This is a genomic window from Gleimia europaea ACS-120-V-Col10b, assembly GCF_000411155.1.
Classification (GTDB): Bacteria; Actinomycetota; Actinomycetes; order Actinomycetales; family Actinomycetaceae; genus Gleimia; species Gleimia europaea_B.
The window spans coordinates 1,233,330-1,256,686 of record NZ_KE150266.1; the positions used below are offsets into that span (position 1 = coordinate 1,233,330).

Here is a 23,357-nt window from a genome sequence, read left to right on the forward strand (position 1 = left end):
GGATACAGGGCCGTTTCACGTCCACAGACTGCCGCGAGGTCGTCCACAGCCTCGTGTTTTAGAACGAGCAGAAATGCTCTATATTGTGGTCGTGATGTAACTCAACCACTAGGTATAGTGTCTAGAAGTTACATACAGGCCAAACATCTAGTACAATCACAATGGTGTAGTTACAAGGCGCGGATTTATCCGGGCTTTAGTTAAGAATCGTTGAGGAGAATGCCATGAGCATCACCGTTTACAGCAAGCCGATGTGCGTCCAGTGTGACGCCACGAAGCGCGCGCTGAACAAGCAGGATTTGGTGTATGAAGAGGTCGATCTGACTGTGGATCCAAATGCGCTTGAGTTCGTGAAGTCGCTCGGCTACGTGCAGGCTCCTGTTGTTATGGTTGGGGATCAGCATTGGGCGGGCTACCGTCCGGATCTGATTAAGAAGATCGCTAAGGAAGCCGCCCTCGTAGTCAACGGCTAAAGCCAAACCCGGCCGTCATATTTGGTGGCCGGGTTAACTATGTATAAACCCCCTCTTGGGCCACTGAATCAGAAGTGCCCGGAAAACAAACCTGAGCAGAAGGTAAGCCATGTCGGAAAAGAAGAGTGTGGACGAGGACGTACTTGTTGTGTACTTTTCATCTGCGACGGGCAACACTAAGCGTTTTGTGGAAAAGTTGGGGTTTAGGAACTCGCGTATTCACCTGTTGCCGCGCGATGAGTTCTTGTACGTGCATGAGCCGTACGTGCTGATTGTTCCTACTTACGGGGGTGGGAACTTGAAGGGTGCGGTTCCAAAACAGGTGATTAAGTTTTTGAACGTGAAAGAGAATCGGGATTTGTGCCGCGGAGTCATTTCGGGGGGTAACACGAATTTCGGTCAGGCGTACGGTCTTGCGGGTGATGTGATTGCCCGCAAGCTGGGTGTGCCACACATGTATCGGTTTGAGCTTCTTGGCACCAGCCAGGATGTTTCTAAAGTGCAAGAAGGATTGAGAGAATTTTGGCAGAAAATCTGACTGACACGGGGTTGGAAAGCGCGCTTCCGCCCGAGCTGGATTACCATGCGCTGAATGCTCAGCTGAATTTGTATGACCGGGACGGCAAGATTCAGTTTGATGCGGATAAGAAGGCCGCTAGGCAGTACTTCTTGCAGCACGTCAACCAGAACACGGTGTTCTTCCACACGCTGAAGGAAAAGCTCGACTACTTGGCAGAAGAGGGCTATTACGAGAAGGAAGTTCTGGACCAGTACAGCTTCGAGTTCATAAAGTCGCTGTATGACCACGCGTATGACAAGAAGTTCCGTTTTGAAACGTTCCTCGGTGCATACAAGTACTACACGTCTTACACGTTGAAGACGTTTGACGGGAAGCGCTATTTGGAGCGTTTTGAGGATCGTGTTGTCATGGTTGCCATGTACTTGGCGCAGGGCGATGAGGAACTTGCGGTCAAGATGATAGATGAGATCCTTTCGGGTCGTTTCCAGCCGGCAACCCCCACGTTCTTGAACGCTGGTAAGAAGGCGCGCGGCGAGCTTGTTTCGTGTTTCTTGCTTCGCGTGGAAGATAACATGGAGTCGATTGCGCGCGGCATTAACTCGGCACTGCAGCTTTCGAAGCGTGGTGGCGGCGTGGCGCTGTCGCTGACGAATTTGCGCGAGGCCGGTGCGCCGATCAAGAAGATTGAGAACCAGTCTTCCGGTGTGGTTCCGGTAATGAAGCTACTTGAGGATTCGTTCTCGTACGCAAATCAGCTTGGTGCGCGCCAGGGCGCTGGCGCGGTGTACTTGCACGCGCACCACCCTGACATCATGTCGTTCTTGGATACGAAGCGGGAGAACGCAGATGAGAAGATCCGTATTAAGTCGCTTTCGCTGGGTGTGGTGATCCCAGACATCACGTTTGAGTTGGCTAAGCGTAACCAGGACATGTACCTGTTCAGCCCGTATGACGTGGAGCGCGTGTACGGTGTTCCGTTCACGGAGATTTCGGTTTCGGAGAAGTACCACGAGATGGTGGAGAATCCGAAGATCCACAAGAAGAAGATTAACGCTCGTCGTTTCTTCCAAACGATTGCGGAGATCCAGTTCGAGTCGGGATACCCCTACATCGTGTTTGAGGATACGGTGAACCGTGCGAACCCGATTAAGGGCCGCATCTCTATGTCCAACCTGTGTTCGGAGATCCTCCAGGTGTCGGAGCCTTCGGAGTACAACGAGGATTTGACGTTCGCGAAGGTTGGTAAGGATATTGCTTGCAACCTCGGTTCGATGAACATTGCGAAGTCGATGGATTCGCCGGACTTTGGGCTTACGGTGGAGACGGCTATTCGCGGCCTCACGGCGGTTTCTGGTTTGGCTAACATTGCGGCTGCCCCGTCTATTGAACGCGGTAACCAAATGTCGCACGCCATTGGTCTGGGTCAAATGAACCTGCATGGATACTTGGCTCGGGAAGAGATTTTCTACGGTTCGCAAGAGGCTTTGGACTTCACGAACATGTACTTTTACGCCGTGGTTTACCAGGCGATCAAGGCGTCCAACAAGATTGCGCGTGAGCGCGGGGAAACGTTTGTTGGGTTTGAGGATTCGAAGTACTACTCGGGTGAGTACTTCAAGAAGTACATTGAGGGCGAGTGGGTGCCGCAGACCGAGAAGGTGAAGGGCCTGTTTGCAAACTCGAACGTGTACTTGCCAACTCCTGATGATTGGCGTGAGCTGGCGGCGAATGTGCGCGAGTACGGTATGTACCACCAGAACTTGCAGGCGGTTCCGCCTACGGGTTCGATCAGCTACATTAACAACTCGACGTCATCGATCCACCCGATTGCCTCGAAGATTGAGATCCGTAAGGAAGGCAAGATTGGGCGCGTGTACTACCCGGCTCCGTACATGACTAACGAGAACTTGGAGTACTACCAGGACGCTTACGAGATTGGTCCGGAGAAGATTATCGACACGTACGCTGTGGCAACTCAGCACGTGGATCAGGGTTTGTCGCTCACGCTGTTCTACCCGGACACGGTTTCAACGCGGGACTTGAACAAGTCTTACATTTACGCGTGGCGTAAGGGCATTAAGACGATGTACTACATGCGTATTCGTCAGATGGCGCTTCAGGGAACCGAAGTTGAAGGCTGTGTTTCCTGCATGCTGTAAAGGCTGACTTCAGGGGCGCGGAGCGGCTGGAAGTGTCCAGTAGCTCCGCGCCTTTTGCGTTTAAGACAGCGAACAAACCCAGGACGCTTCAATGAGCGTTGCGGATCCCTGCTAAGTGGTTATGCGTCTATGAGTGATTTGGTGAGCATTGCGCGCACTAGCTCGCTAGTGGTCATGTTCTCCTTTTCTGCCGTGGCTGTTAGCGCTCGTTTCATAGCGGCAGGAATCTTCACTGAGAGGGTCTCGCTACCCTCGCTGCTTAAGGCGCGGGGCGCACCATGAATTATCGCGCTGAGGTTCTTTTCACCAGCAGGGAACTTTCCTTGCGCGTAGGAACTTTCCCAAGCATCTAGCTGTGCATCGGTTACAGTCTGACCATTTAGTGCTACAAACTCGCTCATGATTACTCCCTTCCCATACCTAGTTCTTTCAAAAACGCTTTCGTGACAGGTGTCATCGCGTGGAACACGTGCCACCTACCCTGACTATCTTCAACCCCAACCATTTGCGCTAGCCGACCATCTGGAAGCCAGCCCGCAACAATCCACCTGGGAGGATCAGAACCATCGCCACGCATGCGTGAGGCCACAGGAGCGCTCCAAGCGTACTCAATCTCGGACTCACTCAACCCGTGCTTGAAAGCATGGGGCTCAACAACCACACCCATCACACAGTAAATAGTACGATACGTCACACACCAAGTAAACCAAGCCAGAGAATATGCCTAATTCCTAAGTCTGAAAACAGGTAAAAATGGGTGGCGTTCGCGGTTTCCGCCACGGGGTTTTGGCCATGCTATCCAAATGCCATGCGAGGGGGCGAAGCTCGCGCAAAACGATCCACAAGGTGGACAGGTGTGCTCGTGTACAGCGCGGCGCGCTGAGAGAGTCCGCAGGTTCCGATTACTCGCAACCGCTTACCCGCATTACCAATGCGCAGGGAGGTGGTGTCCCGCTCCAACGCTGGTCCGAAGTTGGCTATTTTCGTCCGCGCCGTGCTGCGCCGTAGCGCTGGAACCCGCCGAGATTCTTTTAAGCGACTCTGATTGAGCGGTAGCGGTTAAGCGCCGCCACCAGATCAACCATGCGGGGGCGCACCATGAACGCGGACTTCTCTGGCCCGCCAAGACCATCCAAGCCGTGCTGTTCGATAATCTCATCGAGTGCTCCCAAAGCGTCCGCTAGCGTGGTTTCGCCATTAAATGCCGTTGCGCGCTCTCCATCGGTAAGCGCCCGAATCGCCCACGCGATCGCCTCGGTCTGGCCCTCGTCCACGATCTGTTCCACATTAGACACGTCAATATCTTGCCGATCCAGCGAAATGCTATCGAGCCCCTTGGACTTCGTTTTCGCCTTACCGCCGTGCGCTTTCAGTGGGAGCATTACGCGCTGTTTCACAGCGGGGAAATCCTCCACGTCCATGCGTTCTCGCGGCTGAGCGGCCACAACTTCGCGTGCCTTCTGTGTCACGTCGTGCGCCACGTAGCTATCCATCATGAGCACCAGGTCGGCCACATCCAGGTAGTCGCCAGATCCGCCCATAACTAAAACTGTTGAAACGCCGGCCCGCGCCAGCCCGCTAATGCGATCCACGAATGGAGTGATCGGTTCCTTCTCATCCGCTACCAAAGCGCGCATGCGCTCATCGCGGATCATGAGGTTAGTGGCCGAGGTGTCCTCGTCCACCAGTAGCACGGGGCAGCCCACCTCTACGGCTTCCACAATCGAAGCGGCTTGCGAGGTGGAACCCGACGCATTTTCTGTAGAGAAAGCCGATGTGTCCGCCCCGCCTGGCAGGTCATTAATGAATGTGGACACGTCAACCGAAGTGACTGCCCGGCCGTCCTCGGCACGCACCTTCACAGCACTGGGCACAACCGCAACAAGTTCGCGGCCATCGCCCGGCACGTGAGCGTAAACGCCGCGCTGTAAAGCGTTCAGCAACGTTGATTTGCCGTGATACCCGCCGCCCACAATCACCGTGATTCCGGGCTGCAACGCCATGCCTTTAACTTCGCCCGCGTGGGGTAGGGTCACCGTTTGCTCCAGTGATTCTGGCGCGGTGAATCGCACGGCCTCGTCCATTGGATAATCCGAAATGCCAGAGCGGCGAGCCAGCACCGACTCATTTGCCACAAAACCAATCCAACCGTTATCAACCAGCGCGGCTTGTAGCGCCTGGTAGTCCACGTACGCCTCCACGTGGCGGCGCAGGTTAGCTAGGTGTTGCGCGGCATCCTCGGAAACAAAATCGAACGTGTCCATCACCGTGTACGGAATATCAACGTCCGCTAGGCGCGCCATGGAACGGCCCATGATTGTGCGCCCGCGAGCGGGGAACTGGCATTGGAATCGCACCTCAACCGTGCTCTTGTCAACGGAAGCGTACGAGCGTTCCAAAATCTCTTGACCACAACGCGCAATGCGGATCTCCGGCGTTTTTGCACTGTTCTTCGCAAACTCGCGCGCCAAAAAATCAGCTACAGCCACGCGCTTTTCTCGCGTGTCAAGCAGATCGTCCGGGATGCCCATCTTCACTGGCGAAGCCGTGGCACGCAACTGTGATGGTGGCGCGTACGGATCTGACTGCACGCGGTCAATGTGCAAGGTGAAATCGCCGTAATCGTAATCGCCCACCACGGACTTGTACTGGCCATAATTGCGCCCGTCAATATCGTGGAACCGGTCGATTAAATCCTGATCCGAACCGGACTTGCGTTCAAACTCGCGCCGGCCGGAAGATCCGCCTCGCTCGCCGCGAAACCCGCCCGCGCCTCGGTTGTCACGAAAACCGCCACCACGGCCACCCCGATACTGATTGCCGCGATCATAAAAGTTTGCCATGCTACTTCCTAAAACCTGTAAATCCGCTCTAATTTAGCAAATCAAGATATTGTGTCCGAGCCTTCATCGCATGAATGACGAGTTCATTTCCGCTGTCAAAGATCAACACTACGAGTTCCAACAGTCTTCCCGCATTGTCGAAACCCAGCCTCAGTTCTCTTTGCGGATTTTCATCATCTAAAGTAGCGACCCACAGAGGGAATGCTGCTGCCTTGAGAATGTCGTCATCACTAATATGGTCGCGTTCTTGGTGTTTTCGTGCGGAGTGGTGCAGTGAAATCTTCACGCCAAAACCGCTTCGCGAATCAGTGCGGATCGGGTGATGTTTTCTTGCGCCGCGCGCTGGTCAATGCGTTTTAATTCGTCGGCAGTGAAACGTATGGCAACAACTTGGCTTGGTTCGGCTCCACGGCCTGGCCGGCCACGTTTCTTCAGTTGCGTGGCGCTGTATCCCACTTCGGCTTCTTGAGCCCACTTCTCAATCTGTTCTTCGGTGACTTCTTTCCCTGCAATCGTTTCCCGCATATGAATATCGTAATACGAAATAGATGCGGAAGACAATAGTTATTGCATGGCAATCATTGCTTTACGAGGATGTCTGGCTTCGTCGTTAGAATGAACCTATGACTTTGATTGCTGCCACTGACGGATCTTCCTTGGGAAACCCTGGCCCCGCTGGCTGGGCGTGGTATATGGACGAGCAAAACTGGAGCGCAGGGGCGTTAAAAGAGAGCACGAATAACGTAGGCGAGCTGCTCGCCGTGCTCGACCTCCTGCGGAAAACCAGGGGCGCGCAAGAGGATCTGCATATTTTTGCGGACTCGCAGTACGTCATTAACGCCCTCACTAAATGGCGGTTCGCGTGGAAGCGGAAGGGCTGGAAGAAGGGCGACGGCAAGCCGGTAGCTAACCGAGAAATCATGGAAGCACTCGATGCAGAACTTGAACGCGCCCGCAAAATGGGGCGCAAAGTTGAGTTCGAGTGGGTGCGCGGACACAACGATCACACTATGAACGAACGCGCCGACTCTCTTGCGCGCGGCGCGGCAACTGCAATTCAAAGTGGGAAAACGGTGAACGAGGGGCCAGGGTTTTCTCGCATCGGCCAGGGTGGAGCTGATTCGGGTGGATCCGACGAGGTGGGGCCGGCCGGTGAAGAATCCGGCCTGTCCGCGAAAAGTGACAACCAAGCACGCGCAACCAGTGGCCAGGAAGCAAAACCAGAAGAGTCTGTGGATGAGATGGACATGCTGTTCTCTTTCGACGAGCTCGCGAGCCGTAGCACTTACATTCACCGTGGCGCGCATGTAACCGAACATCGCTTGCAGGTTCCGTTGGACTACTCCAACCCGAATGGGCGTCAGATTGAACTGTTTGCCCGCGAGGTGACGCTGGATAAGAACGGGCCAAGCACGGATCAGCCGGCAATCATTTTCATGCAGGGAGGCCCGGGCGGACGCGCGCCGCGCCCCGGTGATTTTAAGAGCGGGTGGATCGGTGAAGCGTTGAAAACTCACCGAGTGATCTTGATGGATGAGCGCGGTACGGGCCTTTCCACCCGCCTCGATGCCCTCACGTTGTCTGAGTTCACTACGGTCAAAGACCAGGTCAACTACGTTAAGCATTTCCGCGCGGACAATATGGTGCGTGACGCGGAACGCTTGCGCGCCGAAATTAACGACGGTAAGAAGTGGGCCAGCTTGGGGCAGTCCTACGGCGGTTTTATCAACACTTCATACCTGTCTGTGGCTCCGGAGGGCCTGTCTGCGGTTTACTTCACGGGCGGCCTACCTGGCCTGATCAGTGTTGACGAAATTTACCGCCGCACCTACCGCGCCACAGCGGCCCGCAATGAGGTTTATTTCCAGCGATACGAAGCCGACCAGCAAACCCTAAAAGACGTGCTCACCCACCTCGACACGCATGAAGAGATTTTGCCAACGGGCGAGCGCCTAACACCAAGGCGTCTGCGCATGCTTGGCCTCATGCTTGGAACCACTACCGGGTTTGACCAGTTGCACTACTTTTTCGAGGGCCCGTTTGTGAGCGTGCGCGGTGAGAAGCGCTTGAACACGCAGTTCTTGGACATGGTGGGGCGCCAACTTTCGCAGGGGGACTCACCAATGTATGCGGCGTTGCACGAGACGATTTACGCTGGCGCCACGCCAGCCCTTCGCGGCCAGGCCACCAGTTGGGCGGCTGAGCGTCTCTTAGACGAGGTTGGCGCCGGCATTCCCGAGGGGTTTGCGCCCAAGCCCGATTACCGGGCGGCAGGCTCGGTCTACCTGACTGGCGAGCACATGTACCCCCTCATTTATGACGAAGACCCGGCGCTTGTTCCTCTGCGGGAGCTGGCGCATGCGCTCGCGGCGTTCACGGATTGGGAGCCGGTTTACAATCCCGATCAGCTCGCCAACAATGAGGTGCCCGGGGCGGCAGCCGTCTACTTTGAAGACATGTTTGTTCCTACCGACCTGTCGCTACAAACCGCGCAGCTTGCTGGCATCCGCACTTGGGTGAGTAACGAGTATCAGCATGACGGGCTGCGAGCCAACGGCGCCGCCGTGTTCCAACACTTGCAGAGCCTACTCGCAGACTAGCCTCCCAAACCCCGCCCAGAAGCTAGCGGAGACGGTTGGGAGGCGTGGTCGCAACAAACAGGCCGTTTCGCACGGAAATGAATAGTTGCGATTTGGTCACCTATTGGCGTGGCTAGTTGAAAACGCTACAATTGGTGCATTCAGATCCGATTGTGGGGTTTTATGAGGCGAAAAAGGCTTCTTAATAGCCGCCTCCTAGTGATGGGGGCGGCAATCGTTCTGCCTCTTTCCCTCGCTACGCCAGCTTTTGCGGCGCCCGACTTGCCGATGGACGCGCGCACAACCCTCATTTCCACCACGTTCGCCGGCGATATTCAGATGGTGCGGTATGAGGAAGCCCCGAGCGAAGCCGCTATCGCCACGTCTATGCGCCAGTTCAACTCGTTGGCAAAAACCGTTTATCTAGTGAACCCATTTGTGGATGGCGGCGCCGCTACCATCGCCGGGGCGCCCAAATCCCAGCGACCCGGCCCGGTTCTTTTCACCGAGAAAAATGGGGAACTTAGCGAACGCACGCTACTTGAGATTGCGCGTCTTTGTCCCGAAACCGTAGTTGTTGTTGGCGGGGGAATATCTACCCCGGCGGGCACGGCGGCGCGTGACTTCGCGCAGACTGCTCGAGAGAACAATGCTTCTTTGAGCGGACAGGTGGAACTTCTCACCTGGCAAGGCCAGGCGGGGGAGGAAACTTCAAACCTGGTTGCGGAGGCCACCTATCCCAATGGCGCCGAGCGCGTTTATCTTGTGAGCGCGGACGATGAGAATATGGATGCGCTCGCGGCTATTGCCGGCACGATGGGCGATGGGCCAGTACTGCTTGTCAGTAAGGATCAAGCGCAGAAGGCTAAGGAAACTGCCGCGATGTTGAAGCCGGAGTACGTTGTTGGAATCGGCAAGCTGGATCCAAAGCTGCTGGATGAAGTTGCCGGATCGAACCGCAAAAGCTCCGTTAGCGGATCCGTTAAGTCCGTGGCTCTCAACGCCGCCACCACACGCAAGGTTGCAAAGAACTCCGTGACGGTTGTGGCGGCGCAAGATGATCGCGCCAGCCTTATTTTGGCTGCCGAGTCTGCAACCGGCCCTCTCATTCCGCTACCTGCAAACACTAGCGAGACTGAAGCGGTGGCTACTGTGCTCGCGGCAAATAAGCTGACCACGGCTTCCTCAAAACGTTTTGTCGCATTTGGTGAAAAGGGCGCGGACGGCAAGCTGTTTAAGGCGGCGCAGGAGTAGCCGCGTCTTGTCTCGCTCTCGCTTGCCAGCCGAACTACACTAGAGCGTAACTGTTGTTAAAAATGCTAGGAGCAGCCATGAGCACGCAAACCGCACTCGAATATGATTTTAAGAACGAGGTTGTGAAAACGCTGACCGAGCTACAAGACTGGAGCGTTGAGAATCCCGTTGCCGCCGAATCTATGGTGATTGGGCTAACCGCGTTCACGTGGTATGCGATGCCTGACATTCTGCGCGGATCGGGCACCCGCTTTGTGGCAAAAAGTGCGCTTCTGGGCGGGGTTGGCTCCTATTACAAGCATGTGGGCGTTACTGCTGCTGACGTGAAAGAAGCGGGTGCGCAGGTAAAGGACTTTTGGAAGAAGAACTTTGGTGATTTGCCGGTGGCGGCGCAGGTTGGCATTGGTGCCGGGGCGGCAGTGGTTGCACTGAAAGTGAACTCGTTGGTGGAGCGTTACATCATTCATCGCGGCGAGCGTCGCAAGCGTGCGGGTAAGAAGCTGCCGCACATCCGCCAGGGGTTGGTTCTTGGTGCGGTGGCCGGCGGGGTTACCTACTTTGCCCGCAAAAATTAGTAAGAATAGGTAAGTCACGCGAGCCGCGTGCATGATCGGTTGGAAGTGAAAGGCGCTGTTGAAGTTGGCTGAAGCACAGGTTTTCGAAGCGATTAACTGGAACAAGCTTGAGGACGAGAAAGACCTGGAGGTTTGGGACAGGCTTACGGGTAACTTCTGGTTGCCAGAGAAGATTCCGTTGTCCAACGACATCCCATCTTGGCGCACGCTTAACGCCGCTGAGAAGGACATGACTAATAAGGTTTTCACCAACCTTACGCTCCTGGACACTTTGCAGGGCACGGTGGGCGCGATTTCGCTTATTCCTGACGCGCGCACGCAACATGAGGAGGCTGTGCTCACGAACATTGCGTTCATGGAGTCCGTGCACGCCCGGTCTTACTCGTCGATCTTTTCCACTCTGCTTTCCACCAGTGAGATTAATGACGTGTTCCGCTGGTCTGAGGAGAACGCGGAGCTGCAGAACAAGGCGCGCATCATTAATAACTTCTATGTGGGTGATGATCCGGAGAAGAAGAAGGTTGCCTCAACGATGCTTGAGTCGTTCCTGTTCTACTCGGGTTTTTACGCGCCGATGTATTGGTCTGCGCACGCGAAGCTGACGAATACGGCGGATCTGATTCGTCTGATTATTCGTGACGAGGCGGTGCATGGTTACTACATTGGTTACAAGTACCAGCTGGCGGTTGCCGAGGCTTCGCCGCAGCGCCAAGCTGAACTGAAGGATTACACGTTTGAGCTGCTGGATGAACTGTACGAGAATGAGGAGAAGTTCACGGAAGACCTGTACGATCCGCTGGGTCTGACGGAGGACGTGAAGAAGTTCTTGCGTTACAACGCCAATAAGGCGCTAATGAATTTGGGCTACGAGTCGCTGTTCCCGCCGGAGAGCACGGATGTGAACCCGGCGATTCTTGCGGCACTGTCCCCGAACGCGGATGAGAACCACGATTTCTTCTCGGGTTCAGGCTCTTCTTACGTGATTGGCGACATTGAAGATACTGAGGATGATGACTGGGACTTCTAGCATGGGCACTCCGTCCCAAAATAATGGTGGTAGCCCCTTGAGTTCTTGTTCTGAGCAATATATTCTTAATGGGAATCGTACCCGGATTTTGCCGTGCGTATTTCGCATGAACTGTCAGGGTCTGAAGGAATGCTGAATGCTAGATAGCACTAGAAGGAGCCTCGATGGCGCAAAATGATAGGCATAGTGGCGTGTTGAGAGGCAAGCGTGCCTTAGCAACGCTGGTAGCGACCACGATGGCATGCACGCTTGGTTTCACCGGAATTGCGTTAGCAGATTCTGAACCTGACGAGTCGGCGAGCTTACCTACGGTCACTGAATCCTCATCTTCAGAAGAAGCTGCTACCGAAACGGATGCAAGTGTTGTAACAGATGCGTCTGAGCAACCTGAGTCAACCGCAGATGTTGACTCTGTGGATGGTGAAGATGAGCTGGAGATCGGCGAATCCGTGACCCCCGAGGCCGTTCGCGGTAGTGATGAGGGCGGACGCACACAATTGGTGCCGGCTAACATGCGTTACCTATACAATTGCGCCTCAAACGGCGGCTGGACATTCACGGTGACGAAGGCTGGTGCGCTACCTGATGATGCAAAATTCATATCAGGCATTGAGATCCGTCTTCCGCTTACTAATGATCATCGTATGCCTGACCTGTCGAATGGTGTTATGAAAGCGGATGGCCGGAACCTACCTTTTCTAGTAGAGCTTAAAGAAGAAGACGGTTTCCAAAAGGTTAAATTTAATTTTGTTAACCCCCTAACTGCTGACCAGTTCAATGAGATTAAGAAGTTTGAGGTAACGGCTGATAACAATATTGGCGGCGTGGGATTGTCACTGTGCAAGAATAAGAATGCACGCGCTGAAGCAATTATGAATGGCGCGCAGGTGTTTTTCCCAAGCTACTCGGGGATTCCAGATGGTGTGGAGCCTTGGGATCCGGGTCTTATCACCGGCGGGAGCGCCATTGTTAAGGTGAAGGTCTCTGATATGCACAGCCCCAGTGGGATCAACCCGCTACCGGGAACGAAGTTGCAGCTGTTTAAGACTGATAATCCTAAGGTGACAAGGGATCCATATGTGGGTACCCGGCCTGCTCACGACAAGGATTGGGGAACTCCGGGAACTCCGATCGATGAGAAGTGGGCAAAGTGTACAGTGCAACCAGATGGGTACTGTGTATTCGTGGTGCCCGCTCCGGAGAAAAAGGACAAGAAAACACCCGGCGCCACGTACTGGGTTGCCCCTGTCGAAGCTCCCGAAGGTTATGGCGTATTTGATGAGGTCAGAGTCGGATTCTCTGGCGGAAACGGCGCAGGATCTTGGGGTGGACCCTGGGGAAGTTCTTATGTGATGGATTATGCATATAGAACACCACAAATTTATGACGGTGACGTTATCACCTCCGGTTCGGGTGGTTTCATGGAGTTTGTTAGAGAAAACCAATACACCACCCTAAGCATCGGAGAAGGTGTGCTTTACCCGCGTTCTAGCTCGGGGCAGATAGTGATGCGTCGCGATAATCCACCGTTGCCGGATAAGTGTGGTATCAACGTTGGTCTCCTGTTAGATACCTCCGGTTCGATGGACTATGGAAGCGCAGGAAAAACAACGAAGGAGCAGGTTAGTAAGTTCGTTGAGGAGCTTCGTGGCACTCCTATTAAGTTAGGTTTCGCCACTTTTGCGACCGAGGCTGCTTCTGGTATTGGTAACGGGAAATTGCAGCATGTTGAACCCCTGGAAATGAATGACGCCGGCGTTGACAACATCAAGAGTAAGGTCTCATCGGTTAGATTTGGGGGCGACACAAACTGGGATGACGGGCTGAAAGTATTCGGTGAATACAATATCGCACATCCGGATAATGCTTACGACGTCATTCTTGTGGTTACGGATGGCAACCCTACTAGATCTACAGTATCGAGACAGGGCGGGCCTGGTAACGCCGGAGACTTCGCATTGCTTGAAAATACTGTGCTGCGGGCAAACTGGGTAAAGACAACTGGGAATGGCACGCGCCTTATCGGTGTGGGCGTTGGCGAGTTCACCCATGGTGGCGTTATTGACCAACCTCAGGATTCGACTTTGTCGCATCGCAATATGAACGCTGTGTTTGGTCCCAACGGCGCACCGTATCCTGTCCCTATCAAAGAACTTGAGAAGAAAGACTGGGTTACCTTCGATGGAACTAATGACGAAAATCTCGCTAGCATCTTGACGGGCATCGCGAAGGCAGGCTGTGAGGCCTCTATTGTCGTGGAGAAGGAAACCCAGGAAGGCAACCAGGAAGTACAGCCCGGTGGTGCAGGCTGGCACTTCGACGCCTCAGGACTTTCCGAAGGCTTCACCTTTACGGATAAACCGGGTGCTTCAACCCTTGGCGCTAAGACGAACAAGGAATCTCAGGCGCAGTTCCGTTTGAAACTCGATAAGCCATCATTGGAAAATGGCACTATCACTATCACGGAAGACCTAGCAAAGGGTGAATACGCGGACGACGGCTGGGACATTGCGAAACGGGGAGAGCCGCTTCGCAACGCCGTGTGTGTTGATAAGTCCAAGCCCAACGAACCGGCGGTCACGGTTGAAGATGTCGATAAGTACGGCTTCAAGGTCGCAGGACTGTCACAAACTTCGCGCATCCACTGCAAGGTCTTGAACAGGAAGGCAGATACAACTCCTTCCTACATCCAAGTCCAAAAGGTGGACGGTGAGAAGCCTGACAAGGTTCTGCCGGGGGCAGAGTTCGCACTCTACCCCAGTAGCGACACAGGCGAACTCGACTACTCCAAGCAGATTGAACCGAAGGACGGCAAGTTCGAAATCCAGCCCGGATATTACGGGATGGTAGAAACGAAGGCACCGACCGGGTATGAGCTTTTGGGAGCACCGTTCTTCTTCGAGGTCTACGACGACGGTGGGAAGTTGAAGACCCGCCTGGTTGAGAAAGGCGCAGACAACAAGCTCAAACCTGTTGAAGACAGCGGTAAGAGCCTAGCGCAGCTTCTCGACCCGGAGACCAAGCAGCCCACGGGAGCCGCCGTTGCTGATAAGGATGGCGTATTCCACGTGCGGGTAGCGAACTACAAGACCAATACGGAACTACCCCACACCGGTGGTAATGGTGTTGTTCCCCTCGGTCTGTTCGCGGCCGTGCTGATCGGGCTTGGACTCACCGGTAGGAAGAAAGCTACCGCGAGAGTTTAACCACAATAACAGAGGTTAAATCCTCAAACAGAAGGGTGGGGAGCAGTTCATAAGGAACTGCTCCCCACCCCCCAATTTTTGCGTGAGTTGCGCCACCGACTCCCGCTCTTATATGTACCTTAGTTTCTGCTCTCGGTAGTAACCTTAGTTTCCACGCGGTTTTCCGCCTCGTATCCTAGTTCGCTCATCCACTCGAATCTGCACGCGTACCTGTCATTTATGTGTACCACACGCGCACCTCACACTCGCTGTTACATCCTCATTTGCACGCAAAATTCTCGCCTGTTTCCCCACTCAAACTTTCGCGTCGTCCGTAACTAAGCGACACCCGGCCAAGGCTTGGTTGCCGCCCACAACGGAACTACAACTTAAGTGCTACCTTCATATTGGTCAGCAAAACGTTGCGCTAACGATCACATAGGAATTTCACATTTGTCTATTGACGGTATTGATGTTGCTGAAAGTATCGTGTAGCCTTAGTCCCAGGTATTGATGTAATGCCACCGCGCGTGCGTTCCAGCATGCCGGTTCGTGTGTGAAATAGAGTTGAGGAGTCTCAATTGTTTGCACGACTAAAGAAGATTGCGGCGGCAACCGTAGGTGCCGCGCTACTGGTTGGAGGCGGAGCGGTAGCCGCTCAGGCTCAGCCAGCATCGATCGTCGACAAGGACCTCACGGGTAACATTCACCTGGTGAAGTACGACGATAGTGCGGGGCTGTCAGCCCCTCAAGGCATCGAAACTAAAGTTAAAGCCAAAACCCTTGCCGGAATTGATTTCAAACTAACTAAGATCAACAAGGCGGGCGGCGAGGCCATTGACCTGAACTCCGCGAAGGGTCGCAAGGCTGCTGCGAAGCTTAACGGCTCGACGGTTGCCGCGAATAAGGCTGAGTACGGTGTTGGTGAAAAAGCCGACTTCGAAGGTACGACCGACGCTAACGGCAAAATTGACTGGACCGGAGTACCGGTTGGCGTCTACTTGCTAGAGGAGACTAACTCCAAGGCTGCGGATGGCAAGGTGTACAAGGCTGCTGCGCCTTCGATCCTGTTCATCCCGACCACCGATCCGACCGATCCTTCCAAGTGGATCATGGACGGCAAGAACTACGGCCTTTGGGTTTACCCCAAGAACTCGCTTGAAAACAACGAGAAGAAGGTTGTGGACGCGGACACTTCTGTAGGCGACAAGATTACCTACACGGTTACCGCAAGCATTCCGGCCGTCCAGAAGGTTAAGGACAAGGAAGGGAAAGAGCACCACAACCTCACCGACTTCTGGTTCCAGGATCAGCTTGATCCTAAGCTAGAGCTCGCAGAAGGCGACGTTGAAGTCAAGGTTGGCGACACCACGCTTGTGGCTGGGACGGACTACAAGCACAAGGTATTCCCCGCAAAGGACGGCAAGGGTCAGACCCTCGAAGTGTACGTGACTGCTGAGGGACGCGAGAAGATCGCAGCAGCTAAACTTGCCAATGCTGAAACGGTTGTTACCCTAACGTTTGAGCCGACCGTCAAGGAATCGGGCATTATTGCTAACGAGGCATACGTCTACAAGAACGCAGGCGAGGGTGGGGGCAAGACCAACCCTCCAGGCGACACGCCGGGCAACCCCGACGGTTCTGAGAAGACCAACGTAACGGTCACCGCCTACGGTAAGCTCAAGGTTGTTAAGACGGATGATAACGATAAGCCACTTGAAGGTGCTGAATTCCAGATCTTCAGGAAGGGTGCCCTTGACAAGCCGATCAAGGTGAACGGCAAGGACAAGTTCGTCACCAATGACAAGGGAATTGTCGAGATTGACGGTATCCACGTCACCGATTACGTTGACGATGCAAAGCCGGGTGACACGGTTCCAGGCTACGTTCTCGTTGAGACCAAGGCCCCTGCTGGCTACGAGCTTATCCCTTCGCCGATCGACTTCGATCTGAAGATCGGCAAGGTCGAGAAGATCAAGGTGAAGCTGGACGCAGAGGGCAAGGAGATTGCCAAGTCGGCCGAGGAAATTTCCTCCCCCGCAGTTAACAACGAGGCCACCGAAACGGTGCTGACTGCTGACGCAACGGTAATCAACTTCGAAGCTCTTCCGAAGTTGCCGCTAACCGGTGGCACGGGTGTAGCCCTGTTCGGTATCCTCGGTGCGCTTGTGATTGCCGGCGGCGTGTACGCGTCGCGCAAGAAGGCATAACTTCACAAGTTAGCGTCGAAACCGACAGATAGTTAGGTAGAGGAATCGCGCGCGATTCTTCGCGCGCGATTCCTCTACCAACATCCTTTCCCGTTTAGGAACGGAGAAAACGTGGGGAAACATTCAGCCGCAAGCACAGATCAGCAAACGGTCGGTGCGAGCAGTACTTCCCCCCGCCGCTCTAAACGCACTCTATTTAGCACAGTCGCTGTGCTACTTGGAGTCGCACTACTTCTGTACCCGGTGGTTTCCACGCTGTGGAACAACTGGGCAGCGCAGAGAGTTGCTGAAAAATATAGTCAGCAAGTCACCGAAACCGATCAAACAAAACTAGATAACGAAATCAGCCGGGCTGTTGCGTACAACAAGCAAAAGGCCGCCGTTACAATCAACGATCCGTGGAACAATCCACTGGTAACGGACGATGCCGGCTACGAAGAGTACCTCTCGCAACTATCGCTATACAACGTTATGGCGCGCTTGCGAATCCCCGCTATCGGCGTGGACCTACCGGTACTCCACGGCACGAGTGATTACGCTCTGAGCCAAGGTGTTGGGCACCTGTACGGAACCGATCTACCGGTCGGCGGAGAAGGCACGCATTCGGTGCTCACCGGACACACCGGCATCCCGAAAGCGACACTTTTCGACAACCTGAAAGATCTGAAGGTAGGCCAATCGTTCTACATAGACGTGTATGGCCAAACCCTCCGATATAAGGTCTATAAGGTGCAGGTCGTCCTGCCTGATCAGGTAGACAGCCTGCGAGTGGAAAAAGATCGCGATTTGATGACGCTCATCACGTGTACTCCATACGGCGTGAACTCACACCGCTTACTCGTTCACGCTGAACGGGCCCCTTACGACCCGGCTGATGAAGAAGCACCTGGATGGCATCTGCCTGGCCAGTTGTGGATGTGGGGATTCGGCCTGCTAGCGCTGCTAGCCCTGATCCTCCTAATAGTGTCAACTAAGTCCTCGAAAAACTGTTCGCTACCGCGCAGCGGACCAGACGCAAACGAAGTGAAACAATAAATGGTACGTAAACTTTTGAAAACAGTGCTAACAGGCTTCCTTGGGGTTAGCGTGCTACTAGGCGTACCGTTGGCCTGCAACGCAAGCCCGGTTGGCGACCCCGACAAAGTAAGCCCCGCCGATATCACCTGTGACAAGGCGAGCCTCACAATAGTCCTGCCCGACGCCAACCCCGATCCGGCCGATCCCGGCATCTACCCGTACGGCGACGGCTCCGGATACGTCATTTCGCTCTCCCGCATCGAAGATATAGACCTGACTGACGCCAAACAGTGGGACAACATCCGTAAACTAACTCCACAAGCTGCCCGCCAACACAAGCTGGCTAGCCCCGTCTCCGTCACCACAACGAAAGACAAGCAGGCACGGTTCACTGATCTACCTGTTGGCGTATATCTCGCAACCGTGCAGCCTCCAGCGGTTAAAGACCAGCTGAATCCGCGTGTAGCTGACTTCGTGGTCACGGCCCCGCTGGCGCTTGAAGACGGCTGGCACTGTGACGCCACACTCTGGGCGAAGGCCGTTCCTGGCGTTGAACTGCCCCCCACCCATCCAACCACGCCCGAAACGCAACCAACCCCACCGGCAACTCATCCCACGCCGCCGGTAACGGTCCCAACTGAGCCGAAGAAGCCACCACTACCAAAGACTGGTGTGGCGCTTGCTGGTATCGGCGGAGTAGCGCTAGTTACTCTTGGCCTTGGCACCATGCTGATGGTGGCCCGCAACCGCGCAGAACGCGCCGAATAAGACACACTTAGTAGACCCAACGTTGGTCTCGGGGAAGTTAACATGCAAACGCATACTCGAAAAATTAAGGTCCTAACGCATGTGCTGGCCGCATGTGCAGCAGCGACCGCGTTAACAATAGGTGGGTTGCCTGTAACAAGTGCGCACGCCGAACGAGGTGCAGACACCCCACCAGCAACAGAAACAGGCGTAAGCGAAACCGTCTCCAACACGGAGGCCGCAAACGGCACCGTAGCGTCGACGCCCGAATCCGAGGAGAGTAGCGCTACTGCCAACAATGAGGCGGCTACCGGCACTGACATTACGCAAGAGCGCGCTGGCGCGAAACAAGATAGTCCAGAAGCCGCTCCGGAAGAGGACGTTCCTTTCGCAGGCGGCAACGACGGTGACAGCGACGGAGACGAGCCGTATGTACCCGATGAGCCAAGTGGCGGCGACGGTGAACACACTGGCGACGGCGACGATTCGCACTACTATTGGGTGAACGTAGGAACTGACCTCAAGTATCCCGATAGGAACAAACTGGTACAGTTCAAGGTCTCTGACGACCTCAACAAAATAGAGCGCGTACGCGACTTCTCGGCGGCCTTTAAGTCTGGCTACGGTGATATTGCGGTCAGCCAGGACGGCAAGACCATGTGGGGCCTGCAATACATTGGCATTTGGAGCAACAACTTTCCGAGCTTGTCCAAGCATGACGCAATAACCGGGGAACAGGAGTGGTGGAAGCCGCTACGCATTGACGACGGCAGTAAAAAAGGCAAGCAACTGCCCCGTTCTGCCTTTGATATTTTCGATATTGCACGGCCACAGGCAAACGCCCTGAGCTACGACAATCAAGGTAGATTACTTTTCTCCAGCGCGAAGGCCAAGCACGGTCAGATCTTTGCCGCCTACCCCGATCTCGCTGAAGGTAAGGACTTCGTCCCAGTTAAAGAAATAGCCGCTAAGTGGCCAGTTCAGGGAGGCCGGCAGCTCAGTTCCGCTGGTGACTTCGTGATAGGGCCAGACGGCGCCCTCTACGGTCTTGCGACCAATGATGAGTTTGACGCCAACGGACCATCATATTTGGTGCGCTGGGAGTTCGACAAAGAGACCAACGATTTCGCGGAGAAGGGTGTAGTTGTCGGTAAGACAGAAAAACCTGGATTCGGTTTGGCCCGTATCGACAACAAGCTCTTCATGGCATTAACGAGCGCAACACATGGTAGCGCGAAGGGCAACGCCACCCTGCAGTTTGATCTCACGAATGCGAAGCCGCAAGATCCCAGCGTCAAGTTGAAGGACATTCCGTTCCTTAACTCAACCATCGTCGAAATGGCGCCTCTGGGAGGCGTAACTTGGGGCGCTACCTCGCAGGCTGAAGGCGGACCGGCGCCTAATGAAGGCTACCTGATTGTGCGGAAGAACTTCGTTGAAAGCAAGGATCGACCCACCGGCCGCGCACGGGAAACAGATCAAGTACAACTCTGGTCTACCCGCACCGATGGAAGCCGCCTCACGGCTGCAGTCGAAACCACCGGTAATAAGCCCGGCGTGCAAAAAGAAGAGCACATTGAGTATGTCAAAGCAGGTAGTAAGCACCTTGTTTACGAAAAGCTTGTAGGTTCTGATAAGGCTACTTTTGACGACTATACAGTGAGCGTTTCTTGTACTGCTGTTGACGCGCAGGGCAACCCAACCGGTGAGAACCTTAGTGTCACTGCTCCTAAGAAGGCGGAAAACACGCAAACCTCTGAATTGAATGTTTCAAAGGTTCCCGGTGCCACCACTATTTGTACTTTCTCAAATGACGGAGATCTTGGCCCACTCGAGGGCGAACTTCCGTTCACCGGTGTGGAGCAAGACATTTGGGCCACGCTAGGAACGCTACTATTCGCCTTCCTGCTTGGGGCTCCCGTACTACGGGGCTCAAACAAGACTCGACGGGATGCTTAATAGCCTCCTTGCACTACCCGCGTCGCTGTTCTACATATTCGGAATAACACTGACCACAATCATTGCTCTTAGTGTTATCCGCAGTAGGGCAGCGGCGCGGCAAAATGTCGGTACACGCAATCGGAAACTCCAAGCATACACAGCCGTACTCGCCGTGCTTGCACTGCTAGCGTTCTCCTTCCCCACAGTCAGCCAACACCTGTGGTCGCAAAGCGCCCGACAACTCGCACAATACGCGCAGGAATTGGATCAAGAGTACGAAACCATGTTTGCTGCCGCCCTCGCCTACAACGAGCGCCTTTCACCCACCGCGTATCGAAACGTCGGAGACCCGGCAGGTAGCACTCCTGAGGTTGACGCGGAATACGAAGAATACGAACAGCTTCTTTCCATCAACGGCTCTTCTGTTATGGGCGGGCTTAACATACCCGCAATCGACGTGGAAATCCCCATATTCCACGGAACCGGAGCCAGCTCACTAGACCAAGGCGCCGGTCACCTATTCCACACCGCTCTGCCCGTAGGCGGCCCGGGCACGCACTCGGCCGTTAGCGCCCATGCTGGAATGGCAGGCAAACGCCTATTCACCGACCTAGACCAACTAAAAGAAGGCGACACGTGGACGGTTACAGTGCTGAATCACAACCTCACCTACCGGGTGATTAAACGGGAAGTGGTGACTCCAACCAACCTTCAACCACTTGCGCCAGAGCCGGGGCGCGACTTAATGTCACTCATAACCTGCACCCCAACAGGTATTAACTCACACCGTCTTATCATTACCGGGGAACGAGTCGACTAACCAGACTCTAACCACAGGGGGAAACCGCTATCTGCCCGCCTTCTCTCTGTCGAAACACTGCGCTCGCACGAGCCGGTGCTACAACATGGCTGGCATGTCGGTGGCTCTGCGTCTGACCGCGACGGGTTAAACGCGCGTTGATAGGCTAAGCCCTATGACGTTTCGAGTACTTTTTGTTTGCACAGGTAACATTTGCCGATCCGCCATGGCCGAAGTCGTGCTGAATCACCGCTTCGACGCCGCTGGCCTTGATGCCGTGGCCACTTCCGTTGGGATTTCGGACGAGGAACACGGCAATCCCATCGACTACCGCGCTCAGCGCACTCTCAAGGCCGCTGGCTACAGCATTCCTAACCATTTTGCCCGGCAAATTACTGCGCAAGACCTGAAAGAGTGCGACCTCGTTCTCGCCATGACGTCAAACCACTATGCGGCAGTTGAACGGCTGGCCGCACATACCCACATCGACGTGATCGAAAACCCGCAAGTGGGGGATCAGCGTTCAACTGATTTGCGTATGTTCCGCGCAATGGACCCGGCGCTCGCGGATGCGCCCAGGCGAGAACTCGACGTTCCCGACCCCTGGTACGGCACTCAACAAGACTTCGAGGACACCCTCGACGTCATCGAATCCGTAGCCGAACACATTGTGGAGTACGCAACCGAAGCCCTGGAAACGTGACGCGAGCTGGGTGGAGAGCTTTCAACAGGAGGCTAGCGACGCCGAGGAGGGCGGCCTCTACGACCTGGTGACAGGAGACCTAGGTGAACGGACTCTCCGAACAAAACATTTCGGTGTGCATCGCAGGGAAAAGTGCTTTTGTAAGACCTAAAATACACTTACAAAAACGTTACATTTCAGATATTGCGAATATTTCGAATAATTGCGACACTGGGTGTTATGAACGCTTCAATAAAAACGCGGTCAGTAACCCTTCCTCCTGAGAAATTAGAAGAGCTCTTGAACGCTTCCCGTTTCTTGGAGCAATCTCCTGCTCCAGCCCTGTTGTTGGGACCTGACGGAGAACAACTGGAACTGCCGGAACAGGTATACAAAGCCCTTATTGATGTTGTTAATGCCATGAAAAACCGGCAGGCGATTGCCATAGTTCCCATAGATAAGAAACTTACGACTCAAGCCGCCGCTGACTTTCTTGGTATCAGTAGGCCAACTTTGATCAAGCAACTTGAGTCCGGAGAGATACCCTACGAAAAACTCCCAGGAAGTCGCCATCGTCGGATTCTTCTAACTGACCTGCTCAAGTATGAAAACGCTCAACGCAAGATGCGTGAAGAGATATTTCGACAGATGGTTAGCGACGCCGAGGAGGACGGCCTCTACGACCTGGACTTTCAGGAAATGCGAGACTGAAGCTCATGGCTGGATTTCGTGTGGTGCTTGATGCGAATGTGCTATTCCCAATCGTGCAGGTAGACCTTCTAATGCATCTTGCCCATCAGAGAACATATGTTCCATTATGGAGCTCGCAAATTCTGGATGAAGTTGTGAAAGCATTAGTAGAAACCGGAAGGACCACGGAAGAACGTGCGCTTCGTAGAACATCACGCATGAACGAGTCATTTCCAGATGCTCAAGTACACAATTGGGAAGAACTGGTAAAAGGAATCCGGGGCATTCCAGATGCAAATGATAAACATGTTGTGGCTGCGGCTATTGAAGGTAACGCATCTGCAATAGTTACTAACAACTTGAAGGACTTCCCTGACGAAGCATTGTCGCTACATGGTTTACATGCTAAGTCTTGTGATGAATTCTTTCTGGATTTGTACGACCTATATCCGGTAGCTTTCGAAATTGCATTTGAACAAATGAGAAAGACAAGACAAAAGCCACCGGTTTCGGTTGATGACCTGGTTTCGGCTCTAGCGGGTAGCTGCCCGGGTTTTGTTGCTACGTATCGCGAGAAACAGTGAGGTGCCGGACAATCAAATGTGATCTATTTAGGGGCGGACGTAAACACATCGCGGATAACTAAGCCCAACAGG

Annotated in this window: 21 protein-coding genes; 16 read left to right on the forward strand and 5 right to left on the reverse strand. The window is 54.3% G+C overall.

What is annotated here, in order from left to right; translation table 11 throughout:
• Positions 1-224: 224 nt before the first annotated feature.
• The 3 genes from nrdH to nrdE all read left to right on the forward strand — a co-directional run bounded on the left by nrdH (position 225) and on the right by nrdE (position 3,152).
• Positions 225-473 carry a glutaredoxin-like protein NrdH gene (nrdH, locus tag HMPREF9238_RS05625; protein ID WP_016444486.1) on the forward strand — a complete coding sequence of 83 codons (249 nt, stop codon included), beginning with the start codon at positions 225-227 and terminating at the stop codon, positions 471-473.
• A 109-nt stretch (positions 474-582) separates the two neighbouring features.
• A complete protein-coding gene (gene nrdI / locus HMPREF9238_RS05630) occupies positions 583-1,011 on the forward strand; it encodes a class Ib ribonucleoside-diphosphate reductase assembly flavoprotein NrdI (RefSeq protein ID WP_016444487.1) in 429 nt (142 codons plus the stop codon).
• Positions 996-3,152 carry a class 1b ribonucleoside-diphosphate reductase subunit alpha gene (gene nrdE, locus HMPREF9238_RS05635; protein WP_016444488.1) on the forward strand — a complete coding sequence of 719 codons (2,157 nt, stop codon included), beginning with the start codon at positions 996-998 and terminating at the stop codon, positions 3,150-3,152. Before nrdI ends, nrdE begins: the two co-directional genes overlap by 16 nt.
• Positions 3,153-3,271: 119 nt before the next feature.
• Here nrdE and HMPREF9238_RS05640 read toward each other — a convergent pair whose 3' ends face one another.
• The 5 genes from HMPREF9238_RS05640 to HMPREF9238_RS05660 form a co-directional block, all read right to left on the reverse strand.
• Positions 3,272-3,553 (reverse strand): ribbon-helix-helix protein, CopG family, encoded by a 282-nt coding sequence (locus tag HMPREF9238_RS05640; RefSeq protein ID WP_016444489.1) that lies wholly within the window; start codon positions 3,551-3,553, stop codon positions 3,272-3,274.
• Between the two features lie 2 nt (positions 3,554-3,555).
• Positions 3,556-3,846: a hypothetical protein gene (locus HMPREF9238_RS05645; RefSeq protein WP_232217607.1), complete on the reverse strand. Its 291-nt coding sequence runs from the start codon at positions 3,844-3,846 to the stop codon at positions 3,556-3,558.
• A 337-nt stretch (positions 3,847-4,183) separates the two neighbouring features.
• Positions 4,184-5,995, reverse strand: coding sequence for an ABC-ATPase domain-containing protein (locus HMPREF9238_RS05650; protein ID WP_016444492.1), 1,812 nt, complete (start codon positions 5,993-5,995; stop codon positions 4,184-4,186).
• Positions 5,996-6,023: 28 nt separating this feature from the next.
• Entirely contained in the window at positions 6,024-6,281 is a 258-nt protein-coding gene (locus HMPREF9238_RS05655; RefSeq protein ID WP_016444493.1) for a hypothetical protein, read from the reverse strand.
• On the reverse strand, positions 6,278-6,520 hold the full coding sequence (locus tag HMPREF9238_RS05660) for a ribbon-helix-helix domain-containing protein (protein WP_016444494.1): 243 nt from the start codon (positions 6,518-6,520) through the stop codon (positions 6,278-6,280). Before HMPREF9238_RS05660 ends, HMPREF9238_RS05655 begins: the two co-directional genes overlap by 4 nt.
• Before the next feature lie 98 nt (positions 6,521-6,618).
• On the opposite strand from HMPREF9238_RS05660, the gene HMPREF9238_RS05670 reads away from it, so the two are divergent.
• From HMPREF9238_RS05670 to HMPREF9238_RS05730, 13 genes are all read left to right on the forward strand, one after another.
• Positions 6,619-8,595, forward strand: a complete 1,977-nt coding sequence (locus HMPREF9238_RS05670) for an alpha/beta fold hydrolase (RefSeq protein WP_016444495.1) — start codon at positions 6,619-6,621, stop codon at positions 8,593-8,595.
• Between the two features lie 162 nt (positions 8,596-8,757).
• On the forward strand, positions 8,758-9,828 hold the full coding sequence (locus HMPREF9238_RS05675; RefSeq protein ID WP_156824395.1) for a hypothetical protein: 1,071 nt from the start codon (positions 8,758-8,760) through the stop codon (positions 9,826-9,828).
• Between the two features lie 77 nt (positions 9,829-9,905).
• A complete protein-coding gene (locus HMPREF9238_RS05680) occupies positions 9,906-10,403 on the forward strand; it encodes a hypothetical protein (RefSeq protein ID WP_016444497.1) in 498 nt (165 codons plus the stop codon).
• A gap of 64 nt (positions 10,404-10,467) precedes the next feature.
• Entirely contained in the window at positions 10,468-11,430 is a 963-nt protein-coding gene (gene nrdF / locus HMPREF9238_RS05685) for a class 1b ribonucleoside-diphosphate reductase subunit beta (protein WP_040316779.1), read from the forward strand.
• 164 nt (positions 11,431-11,594) lie between these two features.
• Complete coding sequence (locus tag HMPREF9238_RS05690) at positions 11,595-14,636, forward strand: SpaA isopeptide-forming pilin-related protein (protein ID WP_016444499.1); 3,042 nt, start codon at positions 11,595-11,597, stop codon at positions 14,634-14,636.
• A 560-nt stretch (positions 14,637-15,196) separates the two neighbouring features.
• A complete protein-coding gene (locus tag HMPREF9238_RS05695; RefSeq protein WP_016444500.1) occupies positions 15,197-16,825 on the forward strand; it encodes a SpaH/EbpB family LPXTG-anchored major pilin in 1,629 nt (542 codons plus the stop codon).
• A gap of 210 nt (positions 16,826-17,035) precedes the next feature.
• Positions 17,036-17,860, forward strand: coding sequence for a class C sortase (locus tag HMPREF9238_RS05700; protein WP_051109788.1), 825 nt, complete (start codon positions 17,036-17,038; stop codon positions 17,858-17,860).
• A 69-nt stretch (positions 17,861-17,929) separates the two neighbouring features.
• Entirely contained in the window at positions 17,930-18,610 is a 681-nt protein-coding gene (locus HMPREF9238_RS05705; RefSeq protein ID WP_156824397.1) for a hypothetical protein, read from the forward strand.
• Positions 18,611-18,736: 126 nt separating this feature from the next.
• Complete coding sequence (locus HMPREF9238_RS05710; protein ID WP_156824398.1) at positions 18,737-20,548, forward strand: prolipoprotein diacylglyceryl transferase; 1,812 nt, start codon at positions 18,737-18,739, stop codon at positions 20,546-20,548.
• Positions 20,541-21,350 (forward strand): class C sortase, encoded by an 810-nt coding sequence (locus tag HMPREF9238_RS05715; protein ID WP_016444504.1) that lies wholly within the window; start codon positions 20,541-20,543, stop codon positions 21,348-21,350. Before HMPREF9238_RS05710 ends, HMPREF9238_RS05715 begins: the two co-directional genes overlap by 8 nt.
• Before the next feature lie 154 nt (positions 21,351-21,504).
• Entirely contained in the window at positions 21,505-22,032 is a 528-nt protein-coding gene (locus tag HMPREF9238_RS05720; protein WP_016444505.1) for a low molecular weight protein-tyrosine-phosphatase, read from the forward strand.
• A 279-nt stretch (positions 22,033-22,311) separates the two neighbouring features.
• A complete protein-coding gene (locus HMPREF9238_RS05725) occupies positions 22,312-22,722 on the forward strand; it encodes a helix-turn-helix domain-containing protein (protein ID WP_198009478.1) in 411 nt (136 codons plus the stop codon).
• 23 nt (positions 22,723-22,745) lie between these two features.
• Positions 22,746-23,285: a PIN domain-containing protein gene (locus HMPREF9238_RS05730; RefSeq protein WP_232217609.1), complete on the forward strand. Its 540-nt coding sequence runs from the start codon at positions 22,746-22,748 to the stop codon at positions 23,283-23,285.
• The last annotated feature ends 72 nt before the right edge of the window (positions 23,286-23,357 follow it).